Origin of the sequence: Micromonospora sp. NPDC049047, assembly GCF_040649135.1 — a bacterium.
Lineage (GTDB): Bacteria > Actinomycetota > Actinomycetes > Mycobacteriales > Micromonosporaceae > Micromonospora.
This window is the reverse complement of the sequence record NZ_JBEZEY010000026.1, coordinates 23,016-43,830: the sequence shown is the minus strand read 5'-3', so window position 1 is coordinate 43,830 and position 20,815 is coordinate 23,016. Positions and strand designations below refer to the sequence as shown.

The 20,815-nt window shown below is 72.4% G+C and carries 21 protein-coding genes; 12 read left to right on the top strand and 9 right to left on the bottom strand.

The features are described from left to right. Positions 1-36: 36 nt before the first annotated feature. Positions 37-2,463 (bottom strand): ABC transporter permease, encoded by a 2,427-nt coding sequence (locus AB0B86_RS28940; protein ID WP_357420208.1) that lies wholly within the window; start codon positions 2,461-2,463, stop codon positions 37-39. Further along, positions 2,457-3,221: an ABC transporter ATP-binding protein gene (locus AB0B86_RS28935; RefSeq protein WP_357405052.1), complete on the bottom strand. Its 765-nt coding sequence runs from the start codon at positions 3,219-3,221 to the stop codon at positions 2,457-2,459. Before AB0B86_RS28935 ends, AB0B86_RS28940 begins: the two co-directional genes overlap by 7 nt. Positions 3,222-3,390: 169 nt before the next feature. Here AB0B86_RS28935 and AB0B86_RS28930 point away from each other — a divergent pair, with 169 nt between their 5' ends. Genes AB0B86_RS28930 through AB0B86_RS28920 form a run of 3 tightly spaced genes read left to right on the top strand, consistent with a single transcriptional unit; the run spans position 3,391 to position 5,784 of the window. Further along, a complete protein-coding gene (locus tag AB0B86_RS28930) occupies positions 3,391-4,548 on the top strand; it encodes a sensor histidine kinase (RefSeq protein WP_357420207.1) in 1,158 nt (385 codons plus the stop codon). Continuing rightward, the gene (locus tag AB0B86_RS28925; protein WP_357405056.1) at positions 4,545-5,213 is read left to right on the top strand and encodes a response regulator transcription factor; all 669 of its coding nucleotides are present in this window, start codon (positions 4,545-4,547) and stop codon (positions 5,211-5,213) included. The genes AB0B86_RS28930 and AB0B86_RS28925 overlap by 4 nt, the downstream gene beginning before the upstream one ends. Before the next feature lie 31 nt (positions 5,214-5,244). Beyond that, on the top strand, positions 5,245-5,784 hold the full coding sequence (locus AB0B86_RS28920; protein ID WP_357405058.1) for a DUF1697 domain-containing protein: 540 nt from the start codon (positions 5,245-5,247) through the stop codon (positions 5,782-5,784). A gap of 32 nt (positions 5,785-5,816) precedes the next feature. Here AB0B86_RS28920 and AB0B86_RS28915 read toward each other — a convergent pair whose 3' ends face one another. Beyond that, positions 5,817-6,794, bottom strand: coding sequence for an MBL fold metallo-hydrolase (locus tag AB0B86_RS28915; protein ID WP_357405060.1), 978 nt, complete (start codon positions 6,792-6,794; stop codon positions 5,817-5,819). A gap of 155 nt (positions 6,795-6,949) precedes the next feature. Continuing rightward, positions 6,950-7,855, bottom strand: coding sequence for a serine hydrolase (locus AB0B86_RS28910; protein WP_357405062.1), 906 nt, complete (start codon positions 7,853-7,855; stop codon positions 6,950-6,952). Positions 7,856-7,907: 52 nt separating this feature from the next. On the opposite strand from AB0B86_RS28910, the gene AB0B86_RS28905 reads away from it, so the two are divergent. Further along, positions 7,908-8,867, top strand: a complete 960-nt coding sequence (locus tag AB0B86_RS28905) for a LysR family transcriptional regulator (protein WP_357420206.1) — start codon at positions 7,908-7,910, stop codon at positions 8,865-8,867. A 103-nt stretch (positions 8,868-8,970) separates the two neighbouring features. Beyond that, on the top strand, positions 8,971-9,822 hold the full coding sequence (locus AB0B86_RS28900; protein ID WP_357405066.1) for an aldo/keto reductase: 852 nt from the start codon (positions 8,971-8,973) through the stop codon (positions 9,820-9,822). Between the two features lie 84 nt (positions 9,823-9,906). On the opposite strand, the gene AB0B86_RS28895 is transcribed toward AB0B86_RS28900, so the two are convergent. Then, on the bottom strand, positions 9,907-10,851 hold the full coding sequence (locus AB0B86_RS28895) for a helix-turn-helix transcriptional regulator (protein ID WP_357405068.1): 945 nt from the start codon (positions 10,849-10,851) through the stop codon (positions 9,907-9,909). Between AB0B86_RS28895 and AB0B86_RS28890 the strand changes: the two genes are divergently transcribed. After that, on the top strand, positions 10,850-11,602 hold the full coding sequence (locus AB0B86_RS28890; protein WP_357405070.1) for an SDR family oxidoreductase: 753 nt from the start codon (positions 10,850-10,852) through the stop codon (positions 11,600-11,602). The two genes, AB0B86_RS28895 and AB0B86_RS28890, sit on opposite strands and share 2 nt — an antisense overlap. Before the next feature lie 27 nt (positions 11,603-11,629). On the opposite strand, the gene AB0B86_RS28885 is transcribed toward AB0B86_RS28890, so the two are convergent. Then, on the bottom strand, positions 11,630-12,145 hold the full coding sequence (locus AB0B86_RS28885; RefSeq protein WP_357405072.1) for a GNAT family N-acetyltransferase: 516 nt from the start codon (positions 12,143-12,145) through the stop codon (positions 11,630-11,632). A 130-nt stretch (positions 12,146-12,275) separates the two neighbouring features. On the opposite strand from AB0B86_RS28885, the gene AB0B86_RS28880 reads away from it, so the two are divergent. From AB0B86_RS28880 to AB0B86_RS28870, 3 genes are read left to right on the top strand one after another with little or no spacing between them, the layout of a single operon-like run. Next, positions 12,276-12,830, top strand: coding sequence for an NAD(P)H-dependent oxidoreductase (locus AB0B86_RS28880; protein ID WP_357405074.1), 555 nt, complete (start codon positions 12,276-12,278; stop codon positions 12,828-12,830). Positions 12,831-12,855: 25 nt separating this feature from the next. Next, on the top strand, positions 12,856-13,869 hold the full coding sequence (locus AB0B86_RS28875; protein WP_357405076.1) for an ATP-binding cassette domain-containing protein: 1,014 nt from the start codon (positions 12,856-12,858) through the stop codon (positions 13,867-13,869). Further along, on the top strand, positions 13,866-14,720 hold the full coding sequence (locus AB0B86_RS28870; RefSeq protein ID WP_357420205.1) for an ABC transporter permease: 855 nt from the start codon (positions 13,866-13,868) through the stop codon (positions 14,718-14,720). Before AB0B86_RS28875 ends, AB0B86_RS28870 begins: the two co-directional genes overlap by 4 nt. 82 nt (positions 14,721-14,802) lie before the next feature. Here AB0B86_RS28870 and AB0B86_RS28865 read toward each other — a convergent pair whose 3' ends face one another. Then, positions 14,803-15,357 (bottom strand): helix-turn-helix domain-containing protein, encoded by a 555-nt coding sequence (locus AB0B86_RS28865; RefSeq protein WP_357420204.1) that lies wholly within the window; start codon positions 15,355-15,357, stop codon positions 14,803-14,805. Here AB0B86_RS28865 and AB0B86_RS28860 point away from each other — a divergent pair. Next, positions 15,344-15,904, top strand: a complete 561-nt coding sequence (locus tag AB0B86_RS28860; RefSeq protein ID WP_357420203.1) for an alpha/beta hydrolase fold domain-containing protein — start codon at positions 15,344-15,346, stop codon at positions 15,902-15,904. The genes AB0B86_RS28865 and AB0B86_RS28860 overlap by 14 nt on opposite strands. A gap of 24 nt (positions 15,905-15,928) precedes the next feature. On the opposite strand, the gene AB0B86_RS28855 is transcribed toward AB0B86_RS28860, so the two are convergent. Continuing rightward, the gene (locus tag AB0B86_RS28855; RefSeq protein WP_357420202.1) at positions 15,929-19,279 is read right to left on the bottom strand and encodes an AAA family ATPase; all 3,351 of its coding nucleotides are present in this window, start codon (positions 19,277-19,279) and stop codon (positions 15,929-15,931) included. Between the two features lie 171 nt (positions 19,280-19,450). Between AB0B86_RS28855 and AB0B86_RS28850 the strand changes: the two genes are divergently transcribed. Beyond that, a complete protein-coding gene (locus AB0B86_RS28850; protein ID WP_357420201.1) occupies positions 19,451-19,903 on the top strand; it encodes a helix-turn-helix domain-containing protein in 453 nt (150 codons plus the stop codon). Then, positions 19,896-20,264 (top strand): DUF4180 domain-containing protein, encoded by a 369-nt coding sequence (locus tag AB0B86_RS28845; protein WP_357405084.1) that lies wholly within the window; start codon positions 19,896-19,898, stop codon positions 20,262-20,264. Before AB0B86_RS28850 ends, AB0B86_RS28845 begins: the two co-directional genes overlap by 8 nt. Before the next feature lie 5 nt (positions 20,265-20,269). Here the strand turns inward: AB0B86_RS28845 and AB0B86_RS28840 are convergent, their stop codons facing one another. Continuing rightward, positions 20,270-20,806 (bottom strand): hypothetical protein, encoded by a 537-nt coding sequence (locus AB0B86_RS28840; protein WP_357420200.1) that lies wholly within the window; start codon positions 20,804-20,806, stop codon positions 20,270-20,272. Between the last annotated feature and the right edge of the window lie 9 nt (positions 20,807-20,815).

Genomic DNA, 20,815 nt, shown 5'->3' with positions numbered 1-20,815 from the left:
GCCCGGACGCTCTCCCGGAGGGCGGGAGCGTCGTCGTCAGACGATGCCCAGCGGTGACCGCGTGGGGCGGTGCCGCAGCAACCGCCACGTCGGCAGCATGCTGGCCAGCACGGCGAGCAGCAGGCACAGCCCCACCGCCCCGGTGATCACCGACCACGGCACCACCAGGTCGACGGGCGCCCCGACCTGCTCGGCGAGGCCGGCGCGGATGCTGAGCAGACCGACGAACGCGACACCCCCACCGAGCAGCGCGCCGATCAGCACCACAAGTGCGGACTCGGCAGTGACCAACCAGATGACCTGTCGCCGGGTCGCCCCGGCCAACCGGATCAACCGCAGGTCGGCGGCCCGGCCCTTGGCGGCCAGCAGCAGCGTGTTCGCCACCGCGATGGCCCCGTAACCGCTCGACACACCGATCAGCAGCAGCGTGAAGAGCCAGACGAGGCGGTCCTCCGCGGCGTCCGCCTCGGCCGCCCAGGTGGCGACGTCGACGACCCGCGCGCCGACCGGCGGATCGATCCGGTCCCGGACGTACACGGTGGACGTCAGTGCCGACGGGTCGTGCGTGCGCACCACCGCCCGGGGCAGCAGCAGATCACCGGGGAGCGAGTCGTCGCTGACCACGGCGACGACGCGCAGCGACACCTGCTCCCCGTCGGCGAAGACCACCGGGTACGGCTCGGCCGGCCGCAGGTTCGCCGAGGCGGTCACCGCCACCGTGTCGTCGCCGCGCAGGTCGTCAAGCGAACCGGCGACGACGGTGAGCGCCCGGTTCGCGGCGGCGAAGCCGACCGGGTCCACCCCGAGCGCGGTAAGGGGTCGCTCCGCCGGCACCGTGGCGGGGTCGGTGTGGAAGACAGTGGTCGGCAGGAGGGCGGTGCCACCGGTCGCCACCACCGCCTGGTCCGACAGACCAGGCGACCGGTCGGGCACCACGATCCAGCCGGCGTTCACGTTGTCCGCCCGACCTGCCGCGTACGCGGCGGTGGTGGTCCGCACCATCCCGGACACCAGCACCGCGAAGGCGACGGTGAGCAGCACCGGGGCGGCCGTGGAGGCGGTCCGTCGGGTCGCGGTGAGCGCAGCTCCCCGGACCAGCATCCCGATCGCACCACCGCGTCGCCGGATCGGCGAGCGCAGCAGTCGCACCACCGGCCTCACCACCGCCGGGGAGAGCACCGTGGCACCGGCGACCAAGGCCATCACCGCGTACAGGGCGTACTGCGCCGCCACGCGGGCCTGGTCGGCGGTCGCCGTCCCGACGCTGAGGGCGACCCCCGCCGCGACGAGCAGCGCGCCGGTGCCGACCCGCAGCCAGCCGATCGGCCGCTGCTCCGCCGCCGCCGCACGCAACGCCTCCATCGGTCGAACCCGCGCCGCGCGGCGCGACGCCGACCAGACGGCGAGCGACGCGATCACCGGCCCGGCGACGAGCGAGAGCGCCACCGGCCACGGGGTGTACCGGACCCGGAAGGTGGCTGGTTCGAAGCCGACGTCGACGAGCAGCCGACCCAGCAGCGGGGCGAGCACCGCCCCGACAAGCAGACCGACGAGCCCCGCCGCGGCACCGACGACGAGCGCGTCGGCGTACACCAGGCGCCGGACCTGGCGTCCGGTGGCACCGACGGCGCGGAGCAGACCCAGTTCACGGCGGCGCTGCGCGACGGTGAACGCGAAGGTGGAGGCGACCACGAACACCGTGACGAAGGCGGCGAGGACCGCAGTGCCGGTGAGCACCTGCATACCGATCCAGCGGATGCGCGCGTCCTCGGGTGGTTCCAGCGCGCCCCGCGCGTCGCCGGTCAGCACCCGTCCGTCCGGGCCGACCACGCCGCGCGCCGCCGCCGCGACCCGGTCCGGGTCGGCCCCCGGCGCGAGCACCAGCCCGATCGCCCGGACGCCGGGCGCGAGCGCGGCGGCGACCTCGTCCGCGACGTGCACGCCTGGCGCGTCGACCAGACCGGTGACGGTGTACGGCTCCGGGCCGGCGGCGGTGAGCACTGTGACCGGCGCACCGGTACGCAACCCGAGCGCGCTGTCGACGACCACCTCACCGGGCCCACTGGGCGGCTCGCCGACCGTCAGACGCAGTCCGCCCAGTCGGGCGCTGGACCAGCCGTGCCCCTGGTGGGCGTCCGCCCGCCCGGAGTCGACGCCGGAGGGTCGGCCGTCGATGAGCGGCTGGGCGTAGAAGGTCCGGTCCGGCACCGCCGCCGCGACGCCGGGCAGGGCTGCCAGCCGGTCGACGAGTCCTGCGGTGGCGGTGGCGGACCAGGGCCGGGTCGGCAGGAACGAGTCGGCCGACGCGCCCGCCTCGGGGCTCTGCACCACGACCGCGGCCCGCGCGAGCCGGTCCGGCACCTGTGGACGCCCGGAGGCGAGCAGCAGAGTGGCCGCCGCGACAAGCGCGACCCCGATGGCGACCGCCACGAACGCACTCGCCGACCGCCGGATGCTCAGCACGACGACTCCGCAGCGAACCGGGACGGGTTCGTCTCCCGCTCGGCGATCCGGGCGGCGACGGCCGCCGCGCTGATCCCGCCGACCAGCTCGTCGACGACTCGACCGTCGGCGAGCAGCAGGACCCGGTCGGCGTACGCGGCGGCGGCCGGATCGTGGGTCACCATCACCACCGTCTGCCCATGGTCGTCGACGAGCGCGCGGAGCAGTCGGAGCACCTGACGGGACGCCGCACTGTCAAGTGCCCCGGTCGGCTCGTCGGCGAAGACCACCGCCGGACGGGTGATCAACGCGCGGGCCACGGCGACGCGCTGCTGTTCGCCGCCGGACAACTCACCCGGCCGGTGCCCGGCCCGGTCGGCCAGGCCCACGGCGTCGAGTGCGGCGGTCACGTCCCGGGCCGCCGGTCGGCGACCGGCCAGACGCAACGGCAACTCGACGTTCTGCGCGGCGGTAAGCGTGGACACCAGGTTGAACGCCTGGAACACGAAGCCGATCCGGTCGCGCCGCAACCGGGTCAGCTCGTCCTCGCCGAGGTCGTTCAGGCGGGTGCCGTCGATAGTGACGACCCCCTCGGTCGGGCTGTCCAGCCCCGCCGCGCAGTGCAGCAGGGTGGACTTCCCCGAGCCCGAGGGGCCCATCACCGCCGTGAATGTGCCGCTCGCGAAGCTGGTGCTCACGCCGTCGAGCGCCGTCACCCGCCGGGTGCCGGTGCCGTACACCGCGCGCAGCCCCGTCACTGTCACCGTGTCTGTGGTCATGACCATCACGGTGCCGGTCGGGCGGGGTGTCGCGCGTCGGGCCGCAGCTGACACTTTCCGGCCCTCCCGTGGGTGGAGGCGGCGGCCCGCAACCACCGGGACGTCATCCCCGATGATGACCACCCAGGGGCGGACGCGGCCGACCCGGCCGACCGATACCGTCGGACCGGTGACCACCCTCCTGCTGACCCGACGGCTCCGGCCGATGGATCTGTACCTGGTGGACGCCGTCCTCGCCGTGGCGGTCGGCGGTCTGCTCTGCCCGTACGCGGCGCTTGAGTCACCGCTGCACGGTGGCGTCCGCGAGCCGCTCTGGATGTCGGTGCTCGTCGGGATGGTCATCGGGCTGCCGTTGGCGGTCCGGCGACGGTGGCCGATCGCCGTCGCCGTGGTGATCAGCGCCTGCACCGCGGCGACCCTGGTCACCGGCGTGATTCCCAACTTCGCCGCCGCCGCGCCGGCGGTCGCCATCGGCCTGTCCTTCTACACGGTGGCCGTGTCCACGACCACCCGCCGGTCGCTGCTCACTGCCGCGGGTTGCCTCGCCCTGGTCAGCCTCGCACTTGTGCTGACCGCTGGTGACCTCTGGTCCCGGACCGGTGCCGTCGTCTACGCCGCCGTCATGATCGCGCCCACCTGGGTGATCGGCTGGCTGCTCCGCGAACGACGGGCGCTCGCCGCCCGGCAGAGCGACCAACTGGTCCGTCAGGCCGCCACCGAGGAACGGCTGCGGGTGGCGCGCGAGCTGCACGACGTGGTCGCGCACACGCTGAGCCTCATCGTGGTGAAGGCGGCCGTCGCCAACCACGTCGCCGAGGCCGACCCACGGGAGGCGGGGGCCGCCCTGCGGGTGATCGAGGAGACCGGTCGCAACGCGCTCACCGACGTCCGTCGGGTGCTCGGCATCCTGCGCGAGGGCACCCCGTACGCGCCGACGCTCGGCCTGGACGAGCTGCCCGCGCTCGCTCGGCAGGCGGCGATCGGCGGCGTCGAGGTCCGGCTCGACGTGCTTCGCGACGAACCTGAGGTCGCGGTGCCCGAGTCGGTGGGTCTCGCGGTGTACCGGATCGTGCAGGAGGCGGTGACGAATGTGGTGAAGCACGCGGCGCCGGCCGCGTGCCGGGCCCTGGTGACTGTCACCCCGGACGAGGTGCGGGTGGAGGTGACCGACGACGGCCGGCGGCCGGTCCTGCTCAGCGGGGAGGGCCACGGCTTGATCGGCATGCGGGAACGGGTGGCGTTGCACGGCGGGGAGTTCCGGGCCGGGCCACGCTCCGACGGTGGTTTCGCGGTGACGGCAAGCCTGCCCTACCGGGTCGCCGCGTGATCCGGGTACTCATCGCCGACGACCAGGCGTTGCTGCGCGGCAGCTTCCGACTGCTCGTCGACCTCGCCGGGGACTGCACCACGATCGGCGAGGCGGGCACCGGTGTGGAGGCCGTCGCCCTGGCCGGCGAGCATCGTCCGGACGTGGTGCTGATGGATGTCCGGATGCCGGAGATGGACGGCATCGAGGCGACCCGGCGGATCTGCGCCGACCCGGCCACGGCTGGCACCCGGGTCATCATCCTGACCACGTTCGACCTGGACGAGTACGTCTACGGCGCGTTGCGGGCCGGGGCCAGCGGGTTCCTGCTGAAGGACACCCCGCCCGCGGACCTGCTGGCCGGGATCCGGGTGGTCGCCGCCGGGGAGGGTCTGCTCGCGCCGACGGTGACCCGCCGGCTGATCGACGAGTTCGCCAGGCGGGCGGAGCCGACCCGACCGTTGCCGCGCCACCTGGACGGGGTGACCGAGCGGGAACGGGAGGTGCTCACGCTCATCGCCCGTGGGCTGTCGAACGCGGAGCTTGCCGAACGGCTCAACCTCAGCCCGGCAACTGTGAAGACGCACGTCGGGAGGTTGTTGACCAAGCTGGCGGTGCGGGACCGGGCGCAACTGGTGATCGTCGCCTACGAAACGGGTCTGGTGGGGCCGGGCAGCCTACGCTGACCCGGTCGACCCGCACCAGAGGAGGAGCCCCATGACCCGGTACGTCGCCCTGCTGCGCGGGGTCAACGTCGGCACCACCCGGCTGGCTATGGCCGACCTGCGCCGGATCGTCACCGACCTCGGGCACGAGGAGGTCAAGACGTACCTGCAGAGCGGCAACGTGGCCTTCGGCAGCACCGTACGCGACGCGGGAAAGCTGGCCGCCGGGATCGAACGGGCGCTCGCCGACGAGCTGGCGTTGAGCGTGCCGGTGCTGGTGCGCAGCGGCCGGGAGATGGCGGCGGTGGCCGGCGGCAACCCGTACGCCGACCGGGAGGACGACCCGACCCGACTGCTGGTGGCCTTCCTCGCCACCGCGCCGAAGAAGTCCGCTGTGGACGCGCTCGCCGTGCCCGGTGGGGAGAACGTGTCGTTCACGGTGACCGGTCGGGAGGTCTTCCTGCACTTCCCCGACGGCGGTTACGGCCGGTCGAAGTTCACGAACGCGTACCTGGAGAAGCAGCTCGGCGTGGTGTCCACAAGCCGCAACTGGAAGTCGGTGCGCGCCCTGGCGGAGCTGACCGCCGGCTGACCGGGCGGGCGCGAACGCCCGCCCGGGACCGGTCAGAAGTGGTACGCGGTCTCGTACTCGGGCACCAGCACCCGGCTACGCGGCGAGATCCGGCGGACCGCCGCGATCATGTCGTTCAGCCGGGTGCGGTCGGTCTCGGCGACCGTCGGCGGGTTCTCCAGCGGTGTCTCGAAGTTGTCGTAGTGCACCGGCACGATGACCTTCGGGTAGTCGAGGCCGGCAAGCAGCCGGGGCAGGTAGTCGCCGGTGGTGGTGGCGTTCTGCAGGGCCACCATCGCCACGTCGGGCGCCAGCCCGGTGAGGTTGCGCTCGGCGACGTCGCTGGCCCCGGTGAAGTAGACGGACGGGCCGCCGTCGACCCGCAACAGATAGCCGAGCGTGTCGCCCTCGGGCAGGTCCGCGATGGTCGCCGGCGGCGCGGGCTGGGTCACCCGCACCCCCGGAAAGGCCATCGAGTACGTCGGGTTGCGACTGTGCAGCGAGCCGACCACCTCGACGGTGTGGTCCCCGAAGTCCAGCACCTCCCCGCCCTTGACCGGGCTGAGCTGCGTCGACGGCACCCCGTAGGCCAACCCCAGGTGGTACGCGGTGAGCGTGCCGAACACCCGCGCGCCGGTGCGCTTGGCGATGTGGGGCACGTCCATGAAGTGGTCCCAGTGGGTGTGCGTCACCAGCACCGTGGTGGCCCGGTCGACGCGCGGGTCGATCACGTCGGCCCGGACCGTCACCTTGGTGTCCGTCCGGAACGCGCCGGTGAACAGCCCGGTGTCGATCCGGCTGAGGAACGGGTCGACCAGGACGGTCCGGTCGGCGATGTCGACGCGCCAGCCGGCCGTACCCCACCAGCGGAAGCTGACCGCGCCCTTGCGGCGGGCGGACGGGGTGGGCGCGGCGGCGGGTGTCGTGGCCTGGGCCGGGGTGGCGGGGCCGGTGGCGAGACCACCGGCGGTGACGAGTGCGGTGGTGGCGGCGGCGTCGCGCAGGAAGCGACGGCGGTCGAGACTGGGCATGCGGTTCCACTCCCCGTGGTCGGGTGGTTTGTCGACCACGAGCCAAGCAGCGCCACCGCGCTCCGGTCCAAGATCGAAGACGGACGACTCCGATACGCCAACGGATATCGGGCCAGCTCACCGACTGTGAATCGAGGCGGCGACGGCCGCGAAAGTCACTCGCCGCGTAGTGCCTCGACGGCCGTCCGGGCGGCCTCCCCCATCGCCAGGTCCACGTCGATCCGGCGCGCGGCCAGTCGGTCGGCTCGGGCGAAGACGGCGATCGCGTAGCGGCCGCCGTCGGGGTATTCGGCGACGCCGGCCTCCAGGTGCAGGCCCGGCAGGGTGCCGGTCTTGCCGGCGACCCGGACACCGGGCGGGAACCCGGCGGCCAGTCGGGTCCAGAAGATCTGCCGGGCCATCCAGGTGCGGACCATCGCGCACGCCGCCGCCGGCCCGGCCTCGTCCCGCCAGATCAGGGTGAGCAGCCGGGTGATCTCCCGGGCCGTGCTGGAGGTGGTGTGCGCGGGATCGAAGACCCGCATCGCCCGGACCCGGTCCGCCGACAGGGTGGGGAAGATCCGCGCGAACTCCGCCTCGGTCCGCGCGCCCACGTCGGTGAGCATCATCTCGACAAGTTCCCGGGGACCGCCGAGGACCCGGGTACGGGTCAGCCCCAGTTCGACGGCGAGCATTGGCAGCAGGTCCGGGCCGACCCGGCGCAGCAGCAGGTCGGCGGCGGTGTTGTCGGTGACCGACATGGCGAAGTACGCGAGGTCGCGCAGCGACACCTCGGCGTCGTCGGCGCAGCCGGCCAGGCCCCACCCGCCCAGTCGGTCGGCCGCTGTGACAAGTACCCGTTCGGTGGGGTCCAGTTGGCCGGCCTCGACCTGCCGGGCGAACTCCAGCACCAACAGAATCTTGAAGATCGAGGCGATCACCACCTGCTCGTCGGCCCGCACCCCGACCTCCGGAGCGCCTACGTCGACTGTCACATCCACGGCGTCCAGGTCGACGGCGTGCAGGCTGGCCGTCACCCCCACGGCGGCGAAGATGGCCTCGATGCGCTCGCTGACGTCCACGCCAGCACGGTAGCCAGCGGCACCGGGGCCGCGCTGGCGTAGGGTCCCGGCCGTGGATCTGCTCCGACACCTGCGGCACTTCGTGGTGGTCGCGCACGAGCTGCACTTCGGGCGGGCCGCCGAGCTGCTGGGGATGGCCCAGCCGCCGCTGAGCCAGTCGATCCAGCGGCTGGAACGGGAGCTGACCGTCGAACTGTTCGACAGGTCCCGCCGCCAGGTACGCCTGACCACCGCCGGTGAGCTGCTGCTCGGCGAGGCCGAGGAGTTGCTCGCCGGTGCGGATCGGGTCCGGCACCTGATGGGCCAGGTACGCGCGGGTGAGCTGGGCGTACTCCGGGCCGGGGTGCCACCGGAGACGCCCGCGGTGACGCTGCGCGCACTGCTGGACGGGCTCACCACCCGGGCGCCCGGCCTGGACGTGGAGCTGCACGAGCTGACCACCGCCGAGCAGGTGCGGATGCTCGCCGAGCGGACGCTCGACGTGGGGCTGGTGCATCACCCGGTGCCGGCGGACGGGCTGCGTTTCGGTGTCCCGGTGGACGTACCCCTCGGGGTGTTGCTGCCGCGCGCCGCGCCGCTGGCCCGCGGTCGTACGGTGGCGCTCGCGTCGCTTGCCGAGCTGGATCTGGTGGCCGCGCCCCGGGCGACCGCGCCCGGTTGGCACGACCACCTGCTGGCGGTGTGCCGGCGCCACGGTTGGCGACCACCTCGGGTCCGGCCGGCGCGCAACCCGGAGTTCCTCTTCGGGCTGGTGCTCGCCGGCGGCGCGGTGGCCGTGGAACCGGCCACGGTGGCGCGTCGGGAACCCCGGATCGCCTGGCGTCCGATCGACGGCGTGTCGCTGGTCAGGCGCATCTCGGCGGCCTGGCCGGACCGCTCGGCGCACCCGGCGGCCCCGATGTTCGGGCAGCTCGCCGCCGAGGTGTTGGCCGGTGCCGAGCCCGTCGCCCCCGCGCCCGCGCCGGTGCCGGCGGCCCGGCCCTGGCCGGTGCTCTTCGACACGACCGGGTGAACCGCCCGGACGTTGCGCTCGTCACCCCGCGTTGTGCGGGTTTCCGGCTGGCCGCCCGGGTATGGATGACAGGCAACGACGATGACGCGAAGGAGCCGTAGTAGTGGCGAACACTATTCCCGACATCAGCCTGAACGACGGCACCACCATTCCGCAGCTCGGCTTCGGGGTGTTCCAGATCGAGCCGAAGGACACCGTCGCGGCGGTGACGACGGCCCTGGAGACGGGCTACCGGCACATCGACACCGCCGAGATGTACGGCAACGAGGCGGAGGTCGGCGAGGCGGTCCGCGCATCCGGCCTCGACCGGGGTTCGGTCTACGTGACGAGCAAGCTGAACAACGGCTTCCACCGCCCCGACGACGCCCGCCGGGCGTTCGACTCGACGCTCGCGGCGCTGAAGATGGACTACATCGACCTGTTCCTGATCCACTGGCCGTTGCCGACCCTGTACGACGGCGACTACGTCTCGACCTGGAAGGTGCTCGAGGAGTTCCAGCGCGACGGCCGGGCCCGGTCGATCGGCGTGTCGAACTTCCAGGTGGCGCACCTGGAGCGGCTGGCCGCCGAGGCGAGCGTGGTGCCGGCGGTGAACCAGATCGAGGCGCACCCGTACTTCTGCAACGACGAGGTCCGCGCCTACGGCCGGGAGCACAACATCCTCACCGAGGCGTGGTCGCCGATCGCGCAGGGCAAGGTGCTCGACGACCCGACTGTCGTCGACCTCGCCGAGCAGGTCGGCCGGACCCCGGCGCAGGTGGTGCTCCGCTGGCACGTGCAGCGTGGCGACATCATCTTCCCGAAGTCGACAACGCCGAAGCGGATCGAGGAGAACACCCGGATCTTCGACTTCGAGCTGGACGACACGGCGATGGAGCGGATCACCGCGCTGGACAAGGGCGAGGCCGGCCGGCAGGGCCCGAACCCGGACACCTTCGCCTACCTGCCCAACTGACCCGGGCCCGCCGTCCGGCGGGTCATGTCCCGCAGGAGCGCCGTACCGCGGAGTCACCACGCGGTACGGCGCTGCTGCGTGCGGTCAGGGGCCGACGCGCTCGGCGATCCGGCGGAACGCCGCCTGGGTCGTCGAGCCGGGCTCGGGGACGTAGACGATCATCCGCTGGTCGGTCTCCTGCACGTGCAGCACCCGGCACTCGAACTCCAACGGCCCCAGCTCGGGGTGCGGCACCCGCTTCACGATGGGACGACGCTCGGCCACGTCGTGCTCGGCCCAGAGCTGGGCGAACCGGGATGACGTGCCGAGCAGCTCGGTGACCAGCTCACGGATCGCCGGGTCGGCCGGGTAGCGGCCGTAGGCGGCCCGTAGGTCCGCGATGGTGCCGCGGACGAACCGGAGTGTTTCGGCGTCGTCCCAACGGCCGCTGGTCGCCGGCTGCCGGAACGTCCAGCGGATCATGTTCCGGTCCGCGTCGGGCACTGTCGAGAGATCCCCGACGAAGTACGTGGCCAGCCGGTTCCAGGCCAGCACGTGGTACGCGGCGTCGACGAGGTACGCCGGGGTCTCGGTCATCGCGTCGAGCAGGTGCCGCAGGCCCGACGGCACCTCCCGGCTCGGCCCACGGGTCGGCGGAGGGTTCTCCCCGGCGAGCCGGAACAGGTACTCGCGCTCGTCGCGGCTCAGCAGCAGCGCCCGGGCCATCGAGGCGAGCACCTGCCGGGACGGATGCGGCCCTCGGCCCTGCTCCAGCCGGATGTAGTAGTCGATCGACATCCCGGCGAGCTGGGCCACTTCCTGTCGGCGTAGCCCAGGGGTGCGTCGGCGCTCACCCTCCGGGAGCCCGACCTCGGCGGGACGCAGCCGGGCCCGACGGGTGCGCAGGAACGCCGCCAGTTCGTCACGGCGCAGGCTGCTCGTCATGCCGTCCAGCATGCCCCGCCCGACGCCGGCGAGGGTGGTACCGCCGGTCCCAGCCTCGGCCCGTCTCTCCCGGCAGGCCGCCTGCCGGTCCAGGCTCGACGGCATGACGAACATGATCGCCCTGATCACCGGGGCCAACAAGGGAATCGGCCTGGCCACCGCCCGTCGGCTCGGCGGTCTCGGGATGACAGTGCTGGTCGGCGCGCGGGACGCCGACCGGGGCCGCGCAGCGGAGCGGGAGCTGCGCGACGGCGGCGCGGACGCTCGGTTCGTACCACTCGACGTGACCGACGCCGCTTCGGTGACGGCAGTCGCGAAGTTGGTGGAGGAGGAACACGGCCACCTCGACGTCCTTGTCAACAACGCGGGCATCGTCCTCGCCGACGGAGCGCGAGGGCTGCCCAGCGAGACGACAGTGGCGACACTGCGTCGGCTGTACGAGACAAACGTCTTCGGGGTGGTGACGGTGACAAACGCTTTGCTGCCGCTGCTCCGGCGGGCACCGGCGGCACGGATCGTCAACGTCTCCAGCGAGGTCGGCTCGATCACCGCGATGACCGACCCGGACGGCGCGCTGTTCGAGCTGACCTCGGTGCCGTATCCGTCGTCGAAGGCGGCGTTGAACATGCTCACCGCCATGTACGCCAAGGAGTTGCGGGACACCCCGATCAAGGTGAACGCGGCGAACCCGGGCTACTGCGCGACCGACCTGAACGGCAACAGCGGTTTCCGCACCGCCGAGCAGGGTGCCGAGGTGAGCGTGCACCTGGCGACGTTGCCCGCCGACGGGCCCAGCGGGCTGCTCTGGGGCTTTCAGATGGACGCCGGCGGCGGATACGGCGTGCTGCCCTGGTGACCTGCCGCCTGGCCGTCCCGTCGACCTTCAGCTCCCGGTCGGTGGGGCGGTCAGGTCGAGCTGCCAGTCGTTGGCGCGCATCATCCGCCCCGGCGGGTATTCGAAACCCGTCTCGCCGAGAAGCGTGAAACCTGCCTTGCGGCACACCGCGTTCGAGGCGGGATTGTCGACCGAGGGGTAGGCGTGGGCGAAACGCCGGTCCCGTCGGGCGCGGACCACGTCGAGCGCCGCGCGCACCGCGACAGTGGCCAACCCCCGCCCCCGGTACGCGGGCAGCACCGCCCAGCCCAGCTCGTACACCGGCTGCTCGCGCCACTCGCGGGCCCAGTAGCCGACGCTGCCCACCCGTGTGCCGTCCGGCAGCGCCACAGTGAACATGCAGCCCTGACCGTTGTCGGCGAAGTGCACGTAGCGGTCGTGCCGGGCGAGCACCTGCTCGTCGGTCTCCGGACCGCCGGTGTGCTGACGCGTCTCGGGTGAGTTGAGCTGCCGCAGCAGGTCGAGGTCGTCCTCGTGCCACGGTTCGATACGTACCTGCGTCATTCCCCGCCCCCTGTTCGTCGGCCACAGTCAAGCCGACCCGTGTGACATCACGCCCCGAAACGCGCCGCTAGATCGGATCTAGCGGGCGACCAGCCGTCACCTAGCGCCTTCAGAATGGAAGGGGGTGGCGATGACACAGTTGCGGATCGCCGTGATCGTCGGCAGCACCCGGGAGGGGCGGGCCGGCGACCGGGTCGCCGGTTGGTTCGTCGACCAGGCCGCGCGACACGACGACCTGGCGGTCACGGTCGTTGACCTGACCGACTACGACTTCCCGGCCAGCTATCCCGCCGAGCCGACAGCGTCCATCCGGGCGTTCGTCAGCGAGGTGGGCCGGGCGGACGCGTTCGTCGTGGTCACCCCCGAGTACAACCACAGTTTTCCGGCACCCTTGAAACAGGCTATCGACTACGCGTACGACGAGTGGCAGGCCAAACCGGTCGGCTTCGTGTCGTACGGCTGTCGGTCCACCGGCCTGCACGCCGTCGACCAGTTGCGCACCGTCTTCACCGCGCTGCACGCGATGACGGTGCGCGACGTCGTCGGGATCGACCTGCTCGCCGGGGAGCCGCCCCCGCGGTGCACCGACGAGCTGCGCCGCGACGCGGGTGTCCTGCTCGACCAGCTGCGCTGGTGGGGTCTGGCCCTGCGCGACGGCCGGGCGGCTCGGCCGTACGTCTCCTGAACACGTCCGACGGAAGGTAAGGATCATGAGTAGACGCACCACCGGACTGGCCATCGAGGCCGACGGGTTGACCCGCTCGTTCGGCGACACCCGGGCGTTGGCCGGGATCGACCTACAGGTGCCGGCCGGCACTGTCTACGGGCTGCTCGGCCCGAACGGGGCAGGCAAGACCACAGCGGTCCGGGTGCTGGCGACGTTGCTGCGTCCCGACGGCGGTTCCGCCCGGGTCTTCGGCCACGACGTGGTCACCGACGCCGACAAGGTCCGCTCCCGGGTCAGCCTCACCGGCCAGTACGCCTCCGTCGACGAGGACCTGACCGGTACGGAGAACCTGGTGCTCCTGGGCCGCCTGCTCGGCCTGCGTAAGCCGGCCGCCCGGGAGCGCGCGGCGGCCCTGCTCGCCGCGTTCGGGCTGACCGAGGCGAGCGACCGGCAGGTGAAGAAGTACTCGGGTGGGATGCGGCGGCGCATCGACATCGCCGCCAGCATCCTCAACACCCCCGACCTGCTCTTCCTCGACGAGCCGACGACCGGCCTCGACCCGCGCAGCCGCAACCAGGTGTGGGAGATCGTCCGGGCGGTGGTGTCGCACGGCACGACGGTGCTGCTGACGACGCAGTACCTCGACGAGGCCGACCAGCTCGCCGGGCGGATCGCGGTCGTCGACCACGGCCGGGTGATCGCCGAGGGCACCCCGGGTGAGCTGAAGTCGTCGGTCGGGTCCGGCACCGTCCACCTGCGACTGCGCGACCCCGGTCAGCGACCCGAGGCGGAACGTCTGCTCCGCGCGGCGCTCGGCGTGCCGGTGCAGCTCGCCGCCGATCCGGTGGCGTTGACCGCCCGGGTCGGCGAGGCCGGCACCGACCTCGATGCCAGCGCCCAGGCCTCGCGCGCCCTCGGCGAGTTGGTCCGCGCCGGCATCGTGGTGGACGACTTCTCCCTCGGCCAGCCGAGCCTGGACGAGGTCTTCCTGGCCCTGACCGACCACCCGGCCGTGCCGACCGACGAACGCGACGACGAGCTGGAGGCAGCCCGATGAGCGACACCACTACCACCACCGAACGGGCGCCAGCCGTCTTCGTCCCGTCCGCCGAGGCGCTGGCGACGGTGCTCGCGCCCGGTGCCCGACCGCCTCGACCGAGCGCGCTGGGTGCGTCGCTGACCTTCGGCTGGCGGGCCATGCTGAAGATCAAGCACGTGCCGGAGCAACTCTTCGACGTGACCGCGTTCCCGATCATCATGGTGCTGATGTTCACGTACCTGTTCGGTGGTGCCCTTGCCGGCAGTCCGCGCGACTACCTCCAGTTCTTCCTGCCCGGCATCATGGTGACAAGCGTCGTGATGATCACCATGTACACCGGCGTCGGCCTCAACACCGACATCGAGAAGGGCATCTTCGACCGGTTCCGGACGCTGCCCGTCTGGCGTCCGGCCGCCCTGGTCGGCATGATCTTCGGCGACGTGCTGCGCTACATCCTCGCCGCGCTGGTGATCCTGGGCCTGGGGCTCGTGCTCGGATTCCGCCCCGCCGGCGGGGTCGTCGGCGTGGCCGCCGGGATCGGACTGCTCGTGGTCTTCTCGTTCGCCTTCTCCTGGGTGTGGACCTTTTTCGGGTTGATCCTGCGCAGTGAGAAGTCGGTGATGGGGGTCAGCATGATGGTGCTGTTCCCGTTGACGTTCCTCAGCAACGTCTTCGTCGAGCCGAGCACCATGCCCGGTTGGCTCCAGGCCTTCGTGAAGGTCAACCCGGTTACGCAGCTGGTGGCCGCGATCCGCGGTTCGATGAGCGGCGAGTCGGACCCGACGGCCACCATGTGGCTGCTGCTGTGGAGCGCCGGCTTCGTGCTCGTCTTCGGCACCCTGACCATGTACAAGTACAACCGCCGCTGACCCTGATTCAACCGACGGGCGCCGCCACGGCTGTGGTGGCCCCCGTCGCCTGACGTCCGGACGCTCGGGTGGACACCGGCGGTCAGACGACAGCCGGCACCTCGGCTCGGATGGTGCCCCGCAGGAGGGTGGCGTCCTGGCTGGGTGGCGCGCCGAACTGGCGACGATATTCGCGGCTGAACTGCGACGGGCTCTCGTAGCCGACACGCATGCCCACCCCGGTGACGTCGTTGGGATGTGTGGCGAGCAGGAGCCGCGCCTCCTGCAACCGGATCTGCTTCTGGAACTGGATCGGGCTCATCGCGGTCACTGCCTGGAAGTGGCGATAGAACGCCGACACGCTCATCCCGGTCAGCCGCGCCAGATCCTCCACCCGGAACGGCTGCGAGTAGTGGTCGCGGATCCACCGGACCGCCCGGGCGACGTGACTGAGGCTGCTGTCGGCCAGACCGAGCTGCCGTACGGCCGCACCCTGCTCCCCGGTGAGCAGCCGCCACAGGATCTCCCGCTTGATCAGGGGCGCGAGCACCGTGACGTCCCGGGGTCGGTCCAGCAGCCGAAGCAGTCGGATCACCGCGTCGCCAAGGTCGTCGGGCGCGTCGCTGACCAGCAGCCCCGACGCCGTGGATCTCGGCATCGACCCGGCCCGCATCGTCGTGGCCGGTGCCAGCGCCGGAGGTGGGCTGGCGGCAGGGGTCACACTGATGGCTCGCGACCGCAACACCCCGGCCATCGCCGCGCAGTTGCTGTCGTGCCCCATGCTCGACCACCGCAACGACACGGCATCCAGCCGTCAGTACAGCGGGCTGGACGGCGTGTGGACCCGGGAGATGAACGAGTTCGGGTGGCGCAGCGTCCTCGGCGGGCACACCGACCAGAACGTCTCCGCGTACGTCTCACCCGCGCTGGCGGACGACCTGTCCGGTCTGCCCACCACGTACATCGACGCCGGGACCGCCGAGGTCTTTCGCGACGAGGACGTCAGCTACGCGACCCGGATCTGGGCCGCCGGCGGCCAGGCCGAGTTGCACCTGTGGGCCGGCGGCTTCCACGGATTCTCGGCGCTGTTCCCCGAGGTCCGCGTGTCAGCCGCGGCACGACGCACTCAGACCGACTGGCTCGCCCGGGTCCTGGACCCCCAGCCCCGATCTCAAGCAATGAGCCGGACCCCTGGCCGGCGCTGACCGGCCGGCGCGCCGGCCATGGGTTCAGAGCCGCCAGCGCACCGGCTCGGGCGGCAGGTAGCGGCAGGTGCTGCCGGTCGAGACGGACTCGCGCAGGTGGCCGGCGAGGGCCGGGTGCCGCTCGTCGAGCTTGCGCAGCGTGTCGCGGATCCGCGCGGTCACCGCCTTGCGCGCCCGCTCGGCCTCGTCACCCAACCGGCGGCTCCGACCGGCCAGCCCCGCAGCCGCACGCAACTCGTCGAGCAACGCACCCCGCTCGGCGTCCAACGCGGCCACCTTCCGGTCGTCGTCGCGCGCGGCGGCCCGGTCGATCTCGTCGTCGAGGCGGGCCAGGTGCCGCCGGTAGCGGGCCTTCGCCTCGTCGTCGAGGACCGGGTCGGCACCCAGTTGCCGGGCCGCTACCAACTCCGGCCCGGCGGCCGGGTCGAGCAACTCCACGGCGGGTACGTCGCTGCCCGGTCGACTCAACAGCAGGTGCAGGTCGTGCAGGCCCTTGGCGTCGGGCAGGTGCACCACGACACCGGCGTACACGAGTTGCCAGACCGGCCCGTCGCGCCGAAACCCGTACCCCTCGCCAGCCGGCGCGACCGCCGTGGCCTGACCGGGCGCGAAAGCCTGGCCTGGCCCGGTGAGCTGTCCTGGCCCGGCGGTTGCGGCCGGCGCGAAAGCCTGGCCCGGCGCGACGGCCTGGCGTGCGGTGGCGGTCCGCTCGGCCGCGTCGATGAGGGCCGGTTCGGCGAGTCGGTGCAGCACCTGCGTCATGCCGAGAGTCGTTGCCTGTTGGACGGTGGTGGCGCGCAGCGCTGCCATTGTCGCGACGTCGCCCGGCTCGTCCCGGCCGGCGAGGGCGTGCACGAGGCCGGCACGGGCGATGAGCGACCAGGTACGGGAGCCCAGCCGGTCGGCGGACTCGTGGGCTGCCGTGAAGCCGGCGATGGCGTCGTCCCAGCGGTGCTGGGCGGCGTCGATCACTGCCAGCCAGTGGTCGACCGGGCCGCTGACGTCGCAGCCGAAAAGCGCCACCATCCACTCTCCCCGGTGCGGGGCGAGTGCGGCCCGCGCGGCGTCGCAGCGCTGCGGGTCGGCGGACGCGGCGGCGGCCTGCGCGCGTAACCGTAGCCAGATCGGTGACACCGGGCGCGGGTAGCGGATGGCGGCGGCCTCGATGCCGGCGGTCAGCCGGACCGCCGTCTCGCCGTCGCCCCGCTCCGCGGCGGTGATCGCCCGCAGCAACTCCTGGTGGGGGTAGTCGATCGGGGCCAGCGCGTCCAGCAAAGTGTCGGCCTCGGCGAACCGACCCTGGAGCAGCAGCCGGGACCAGCGCAGGTGATGGCCCATGAACCCGAACTCTGCATGGCTCGGGTCGGAGAAGTCACTGAGGACGGCGAACCGCTCGTCGGCCTCGGCGAAGTCACCCCGGAAAGCCGCGATGATCCCGCTGTCGATTGTCGCCGCGATGCGGTGCCGGGCGGCGTCGCCGTGCCGGTCCGGGCTGACGAAGGTGGTGAACTCCTCGTTGAAGTGCGGGTCGCCCAACTCCAGTAGCGCCACCCAGCGCAGCGAGGTGGCCCACAGTTCGGTCTCCCGGTCTCCCGTGCGGCGGGCCACTTCCCGGATCTCGGCGGTCAGCGCGGCGCGGGCTGTCGCGGTGCCCAACCCCCAGGTGGTGTCGTGGCGGGCCCAGAGACTGAACGTCAGCGCCTCGTCGTCCTGCCCTCGCCGGGCGATCGTCTCGGTGGCGGTGATCAGGTCGGCGACCAGCGTGCCGACGGACGCGGCGGCGTCCGGTTCGCCGATCAACTTCCGGTACGCGTCGCGCACCAATTCCGCGGCGTCGATCGGCTGAACGGCCTCCACCTGACGGGCGCGGTTCATGATGAGTGCGACGCGGGCCAGCAGCACCGGGTCGTCGAGTGTGCGAGCCAGCACCCCGGCCTCGGCGAGCAGTGCGGCGGACTCCTCCCGGTCGGCGTGGTGATATTGCGCCTGGCCGAACTCGATGAGGATCCGTACGCGTTGCTCCCGGTCCTCGACGACCTCCAGCGCCCGACGGAAGTGCACCGACGCCTCGTCGGCGGCCAGCCGGGCGAACGCGTCCCGCCCGGCGGCGACCAGCAGCGTGGCCACCCGCGCGCGGTCGAGCGCGGGGCCGGCGAGGTAGGCGTGGCGGGCGAGGTCGGCCGGGATCAGTTGATCGGTGAGCTCCCCCAGGTCGTCGTCGACCGCCCGGACGACCGCGCCGTGCCGCGCCTGCCGCTCGTCGTGGGACAGCCCGTCGTAGATGGTCTCCCGGACCAGGTCGTGGGCGAAGGCGAACCTGCCGCCGCCCCGGGCGACCACCAGCCTGGCGGTCACCGCACGGTCGAGCAGCCGGTCGACCTGCGCCACCGGGGCGGCGCCGCACGCCGCCAGGACCTGGCGGTGGAACTCACGGCCCAGCACGGCCGCGACGGTGAGCGCCTCGACCACGGCCGGCGGCAACTGGGCCAGGCGGCGGCGCACCGCTTCCCGTACGCCGGGTGCGATCGTGTCGGCCGCGTCGTCGGCGTGCCACAGCCTGGCGGTCTGCTCGATGAAGAACGGGTTGCCACCGGTGCGCCGGTGCACCTCGTCGACGAGGTCGGCGTCGGGCTCCCGCCCGGCGGTGCGTGCCATCAGCGCGGCCACCTCGTCGCGGGCGAGGCCGGTGAGGGTGATCGTGGTGGCCTTCGCGACCAGCGGCATCAGCAGGGGGCGCAGCGGGTGCTCGCCCGACTCGACCTCCGCGTCGCGGTAGGTGCCGACCAGCAGCAACCGTTCGAACCAGGTGTGCTGGGCAGCGAAGCTCAGCAACCGCAGCGAGGCCGGGTCTGCCCAGTGCAGGTCGTCGAGGACGACCACGACCGGCCGCTGCTGGGAGACGGCGACAAGCGCGGCGGTCACCGCGTCGTACAGCGCGAACTCTTCCTGGTTGGCGCTGTACCCACCGGTGCCGACGTTGTCCGCACCGGTGCCGACGCCTGCCCAACTGGCGGCGCGAACGGCCTGTTCGCTGCTGGTGTCGGCCTCGCCGAGCAGGGCCGCCAGGGCCGGCTCGGCGTCCGGCCGTGCCGCCGCCCAGTCGTCGGCGGAGCGCCGCAGGCCGCGCAGCACCTGCACCCACGGCCAGTAGCCCGGGGCGCTGTCGGAATCCCAGCAGGCGGCTCCCAGCACCAGCGCGCCGCGTTGCCGGGCCTCCCGGGCCGCCGACGTGACGAGTGTCGTCTTGCCGATGCCCGGCTCGCCCGTGACCAGGACGAGACCGCCGTGGCTGGTGGTGGCGCGGTCCAGCTCGGCGCGCAACAGGCCCGCAGGGTGATCTCGCCCGATGATGGCGTCGCCGCGCCGCGCGTCCATGGTTTCCAGACGGTACTGCAACCGTCCGACAGCGCGAGCGGGTTAATCAGCCGTACGCGCCGTCGCGGGCCTCGCCGATCCATGTGACGTTCGGGGTCTTTGGAGCTGATGCCGCCAACGAATCGGTCCCATCGTTACCTAAGATTCCCTATTCGGCTATGATAGGGAACGATGACGGAAGAAATGTACTCTGTTGAGCAGGTGGCCGACCGGCTCAACCTGCACGTACGCACCGTGCGCGGCTACATCCGCTCGGGCCGGCTCCGGGCGGTGCGGATCGGCAAGCAGTACCGGATCGCCGCCAGTGATCTCGACGCGCTCACCGGGCAGGCCCCGGCCGCCACCCGCGCCAGCGGGCCGGCGGAGGTGTCGAGCATCGTGCAGATCGACGGCGTCGACCGGGCCGCCGCCGACCGGCTCGGCACGCTCGTGCTCACCAGCGCCAACACCGGCCACGACCAGGCCCACCCGCTGCGGGTGCAGACGGTGCACGACGAGGAACGCCACCGCATGAAGATCATCATCTTGGGTGACCCCGCCGCCACCGCCGAGCTGCTGCACCTGCTCGACGCCGTCCTCAACGCCGACAATGGCCTGCTTGACCGGGAGGTTCGCGATGTCTGACGAGATCCAGGAACGCGCCGGAGTGCCGGTGCTGGTCTGCGACCCGGCGGGGCCGCTGGTGGCCACCGAGCAGGACGCGCTGGACCTGATCGGCGCGGCGTTCCTCGGCGCCCAGGTGGTGGCCGTGCCGGCCAACCGGCTCGACGAGCGCTTCTTCTCGCTGGGCACCCGCTTCGCCGGGGACGTGATGCAGAAGTTCGTCAACTACCGGGTGCGGCTGGCCGTCGTCGGCGACATCTCGGCGCAGCTCGCGGGCAGCTCCGCGCTACGCGCGCTGGTGCACGAGTCGAACCAGGGCGGGCAGATCTGGTTCGTCCCCGACCTCGAAGCGCTGGACACCCGCCTACGCGCCGGCAGATAGCCAGCTCACCGGTCGGGCACGACCGCCATCTCCACCGCGTCCGGCTCCACTCCCCTGGCCCGAGCCTGCTCGGCCGCCCAGCGGAGATAGGCCAGCCACTGCTCCGACGACCACCCGTTGCGGCGACCGACGCCCGCCTCGGCCGGGAGTTGGCTGGCCACGACACGGTCGAGGATCAAGGGCTGCACCCCGCCCACCCCGCGCCGGTAGCCGACGAAGGAGAGGACCTTCGTCAACAGGCCCGGCCCCAACCAGGGCAGGCGAGCCTGGTCGGGATCGCCGAAGCGGCGGTACGCGGTACGCAACGCCTCCTCGTCCGGGGCTGGGGCAGACACCTCTTCCAACGCGTACACCAGGCGTTTGCCGCCCGGGTCGGCGCCCAGCGACCTGGCGGCGCGCCACGGGCCGTACCCGATGGGTCCGTAAGCCCAGACCAGCACGGCGGTCAGTAGTTGCCGTGGACTCGCGGACCCCGCCCGGTACGCGTCGGCATGCCGCCCGCCGACGGCATCGGAGCTGACGGGGCTCAGGACTAGCTGCACAGTGACCGG

Bases quoted from the DNA above. Each gene is read 5' to 3' on its own strand.
- AB0B86_RS28870 (WP_357420205.1), top strand. From the start codon at position 13,866: ATGAGCGACACCACTACCACCACCGAACGGGCGCCAGCCGTCTTCGTC.
- AB0B86_RS28855 (WP_357420202.1), bottom strand. From the start codon at position 19,279: ATGGACGCGCGGCGCGGCGACGCCATCATCGGGCGAGATCACCCTGCG.
- AB0B86_RS28865 (WP_357420204.1), bottom strand. From the start codon at position 15,357: ATGCCGAGATCCACGGCGTCGGGGCTGCTGGTCAGCGACGCGCCCGAC.
- AB0B86_RS28935 (WP_357405052.1), bottom strand. From the start codon at position 3,221: ATGACCACAGACACGGTGACAGTGACGGGGCTGCGCGCGGTGTACGGC.
- AB0B86_RS28895 (WP_357405068.1), bottom strand. From the start codon at position 10,851: ATGCCGTCGAGCCTGGACCGGCAGGCGGCCTGCCGGGAGAGACGGGCC.
- AB0B86_RS28920 (WP_357405058.1), top strand. From the start codon at position 5,245: ATGACCCGGTACGTCGCCCTGCTGCGCGGGGTCAACGTCGGCACCACC.
- AB0B86_RS28890 (WP_357405070.1), top strand. From the start codon at position 10,850: ATGACGAACATGATCGCCCTGATCACCGGGGCCAACAAGGGAATCGGC.
- AB0B86_RS28880 (WP_357405074.1), top strand. From the start codon at position 12,276: ATGACACAGTTGCGGATCGCCGTGATCGTCGGCAGCACCCGGGAGGGG.
- AB0B86_RS28885 (WP_357405072.1), bottom strand. From the start codon at position 12,145: ATGACGCAGGTACGTATCGAACCGTGGCACGAGGACGACCTCGACCTG.
- AB0B86_RS28875 (WP_357405076.1), top strand. From the start codon at position 12,856: ATGAGTAGACGCACCACCGGACTGGCCATCGAGGCCGACGGGTTGACC.
- AB0B86_RS28915 (WP_357405060.1), bottom strand. From the start codon at position 6,794: ATGCCCAGTCTCGACCGCCGTCGCTTCCTGCGCGACGCCGCCGCCACC.
- AB0B86_RS28850 (WP_357420201.1), top strand. From the start codon at position 19,451: ATGACGGAAGAAATGTACTCTGTTGAGCAGGTGGCCGACCGGCTCAAC.
- AB0B86_RS28845 (WP_357405084.1), top strand. From the start codon at position 19,896: ATGTCTGACGAGATCCAGGAACGCGCCGGAGTGCCGGTGCTGGTCTGC.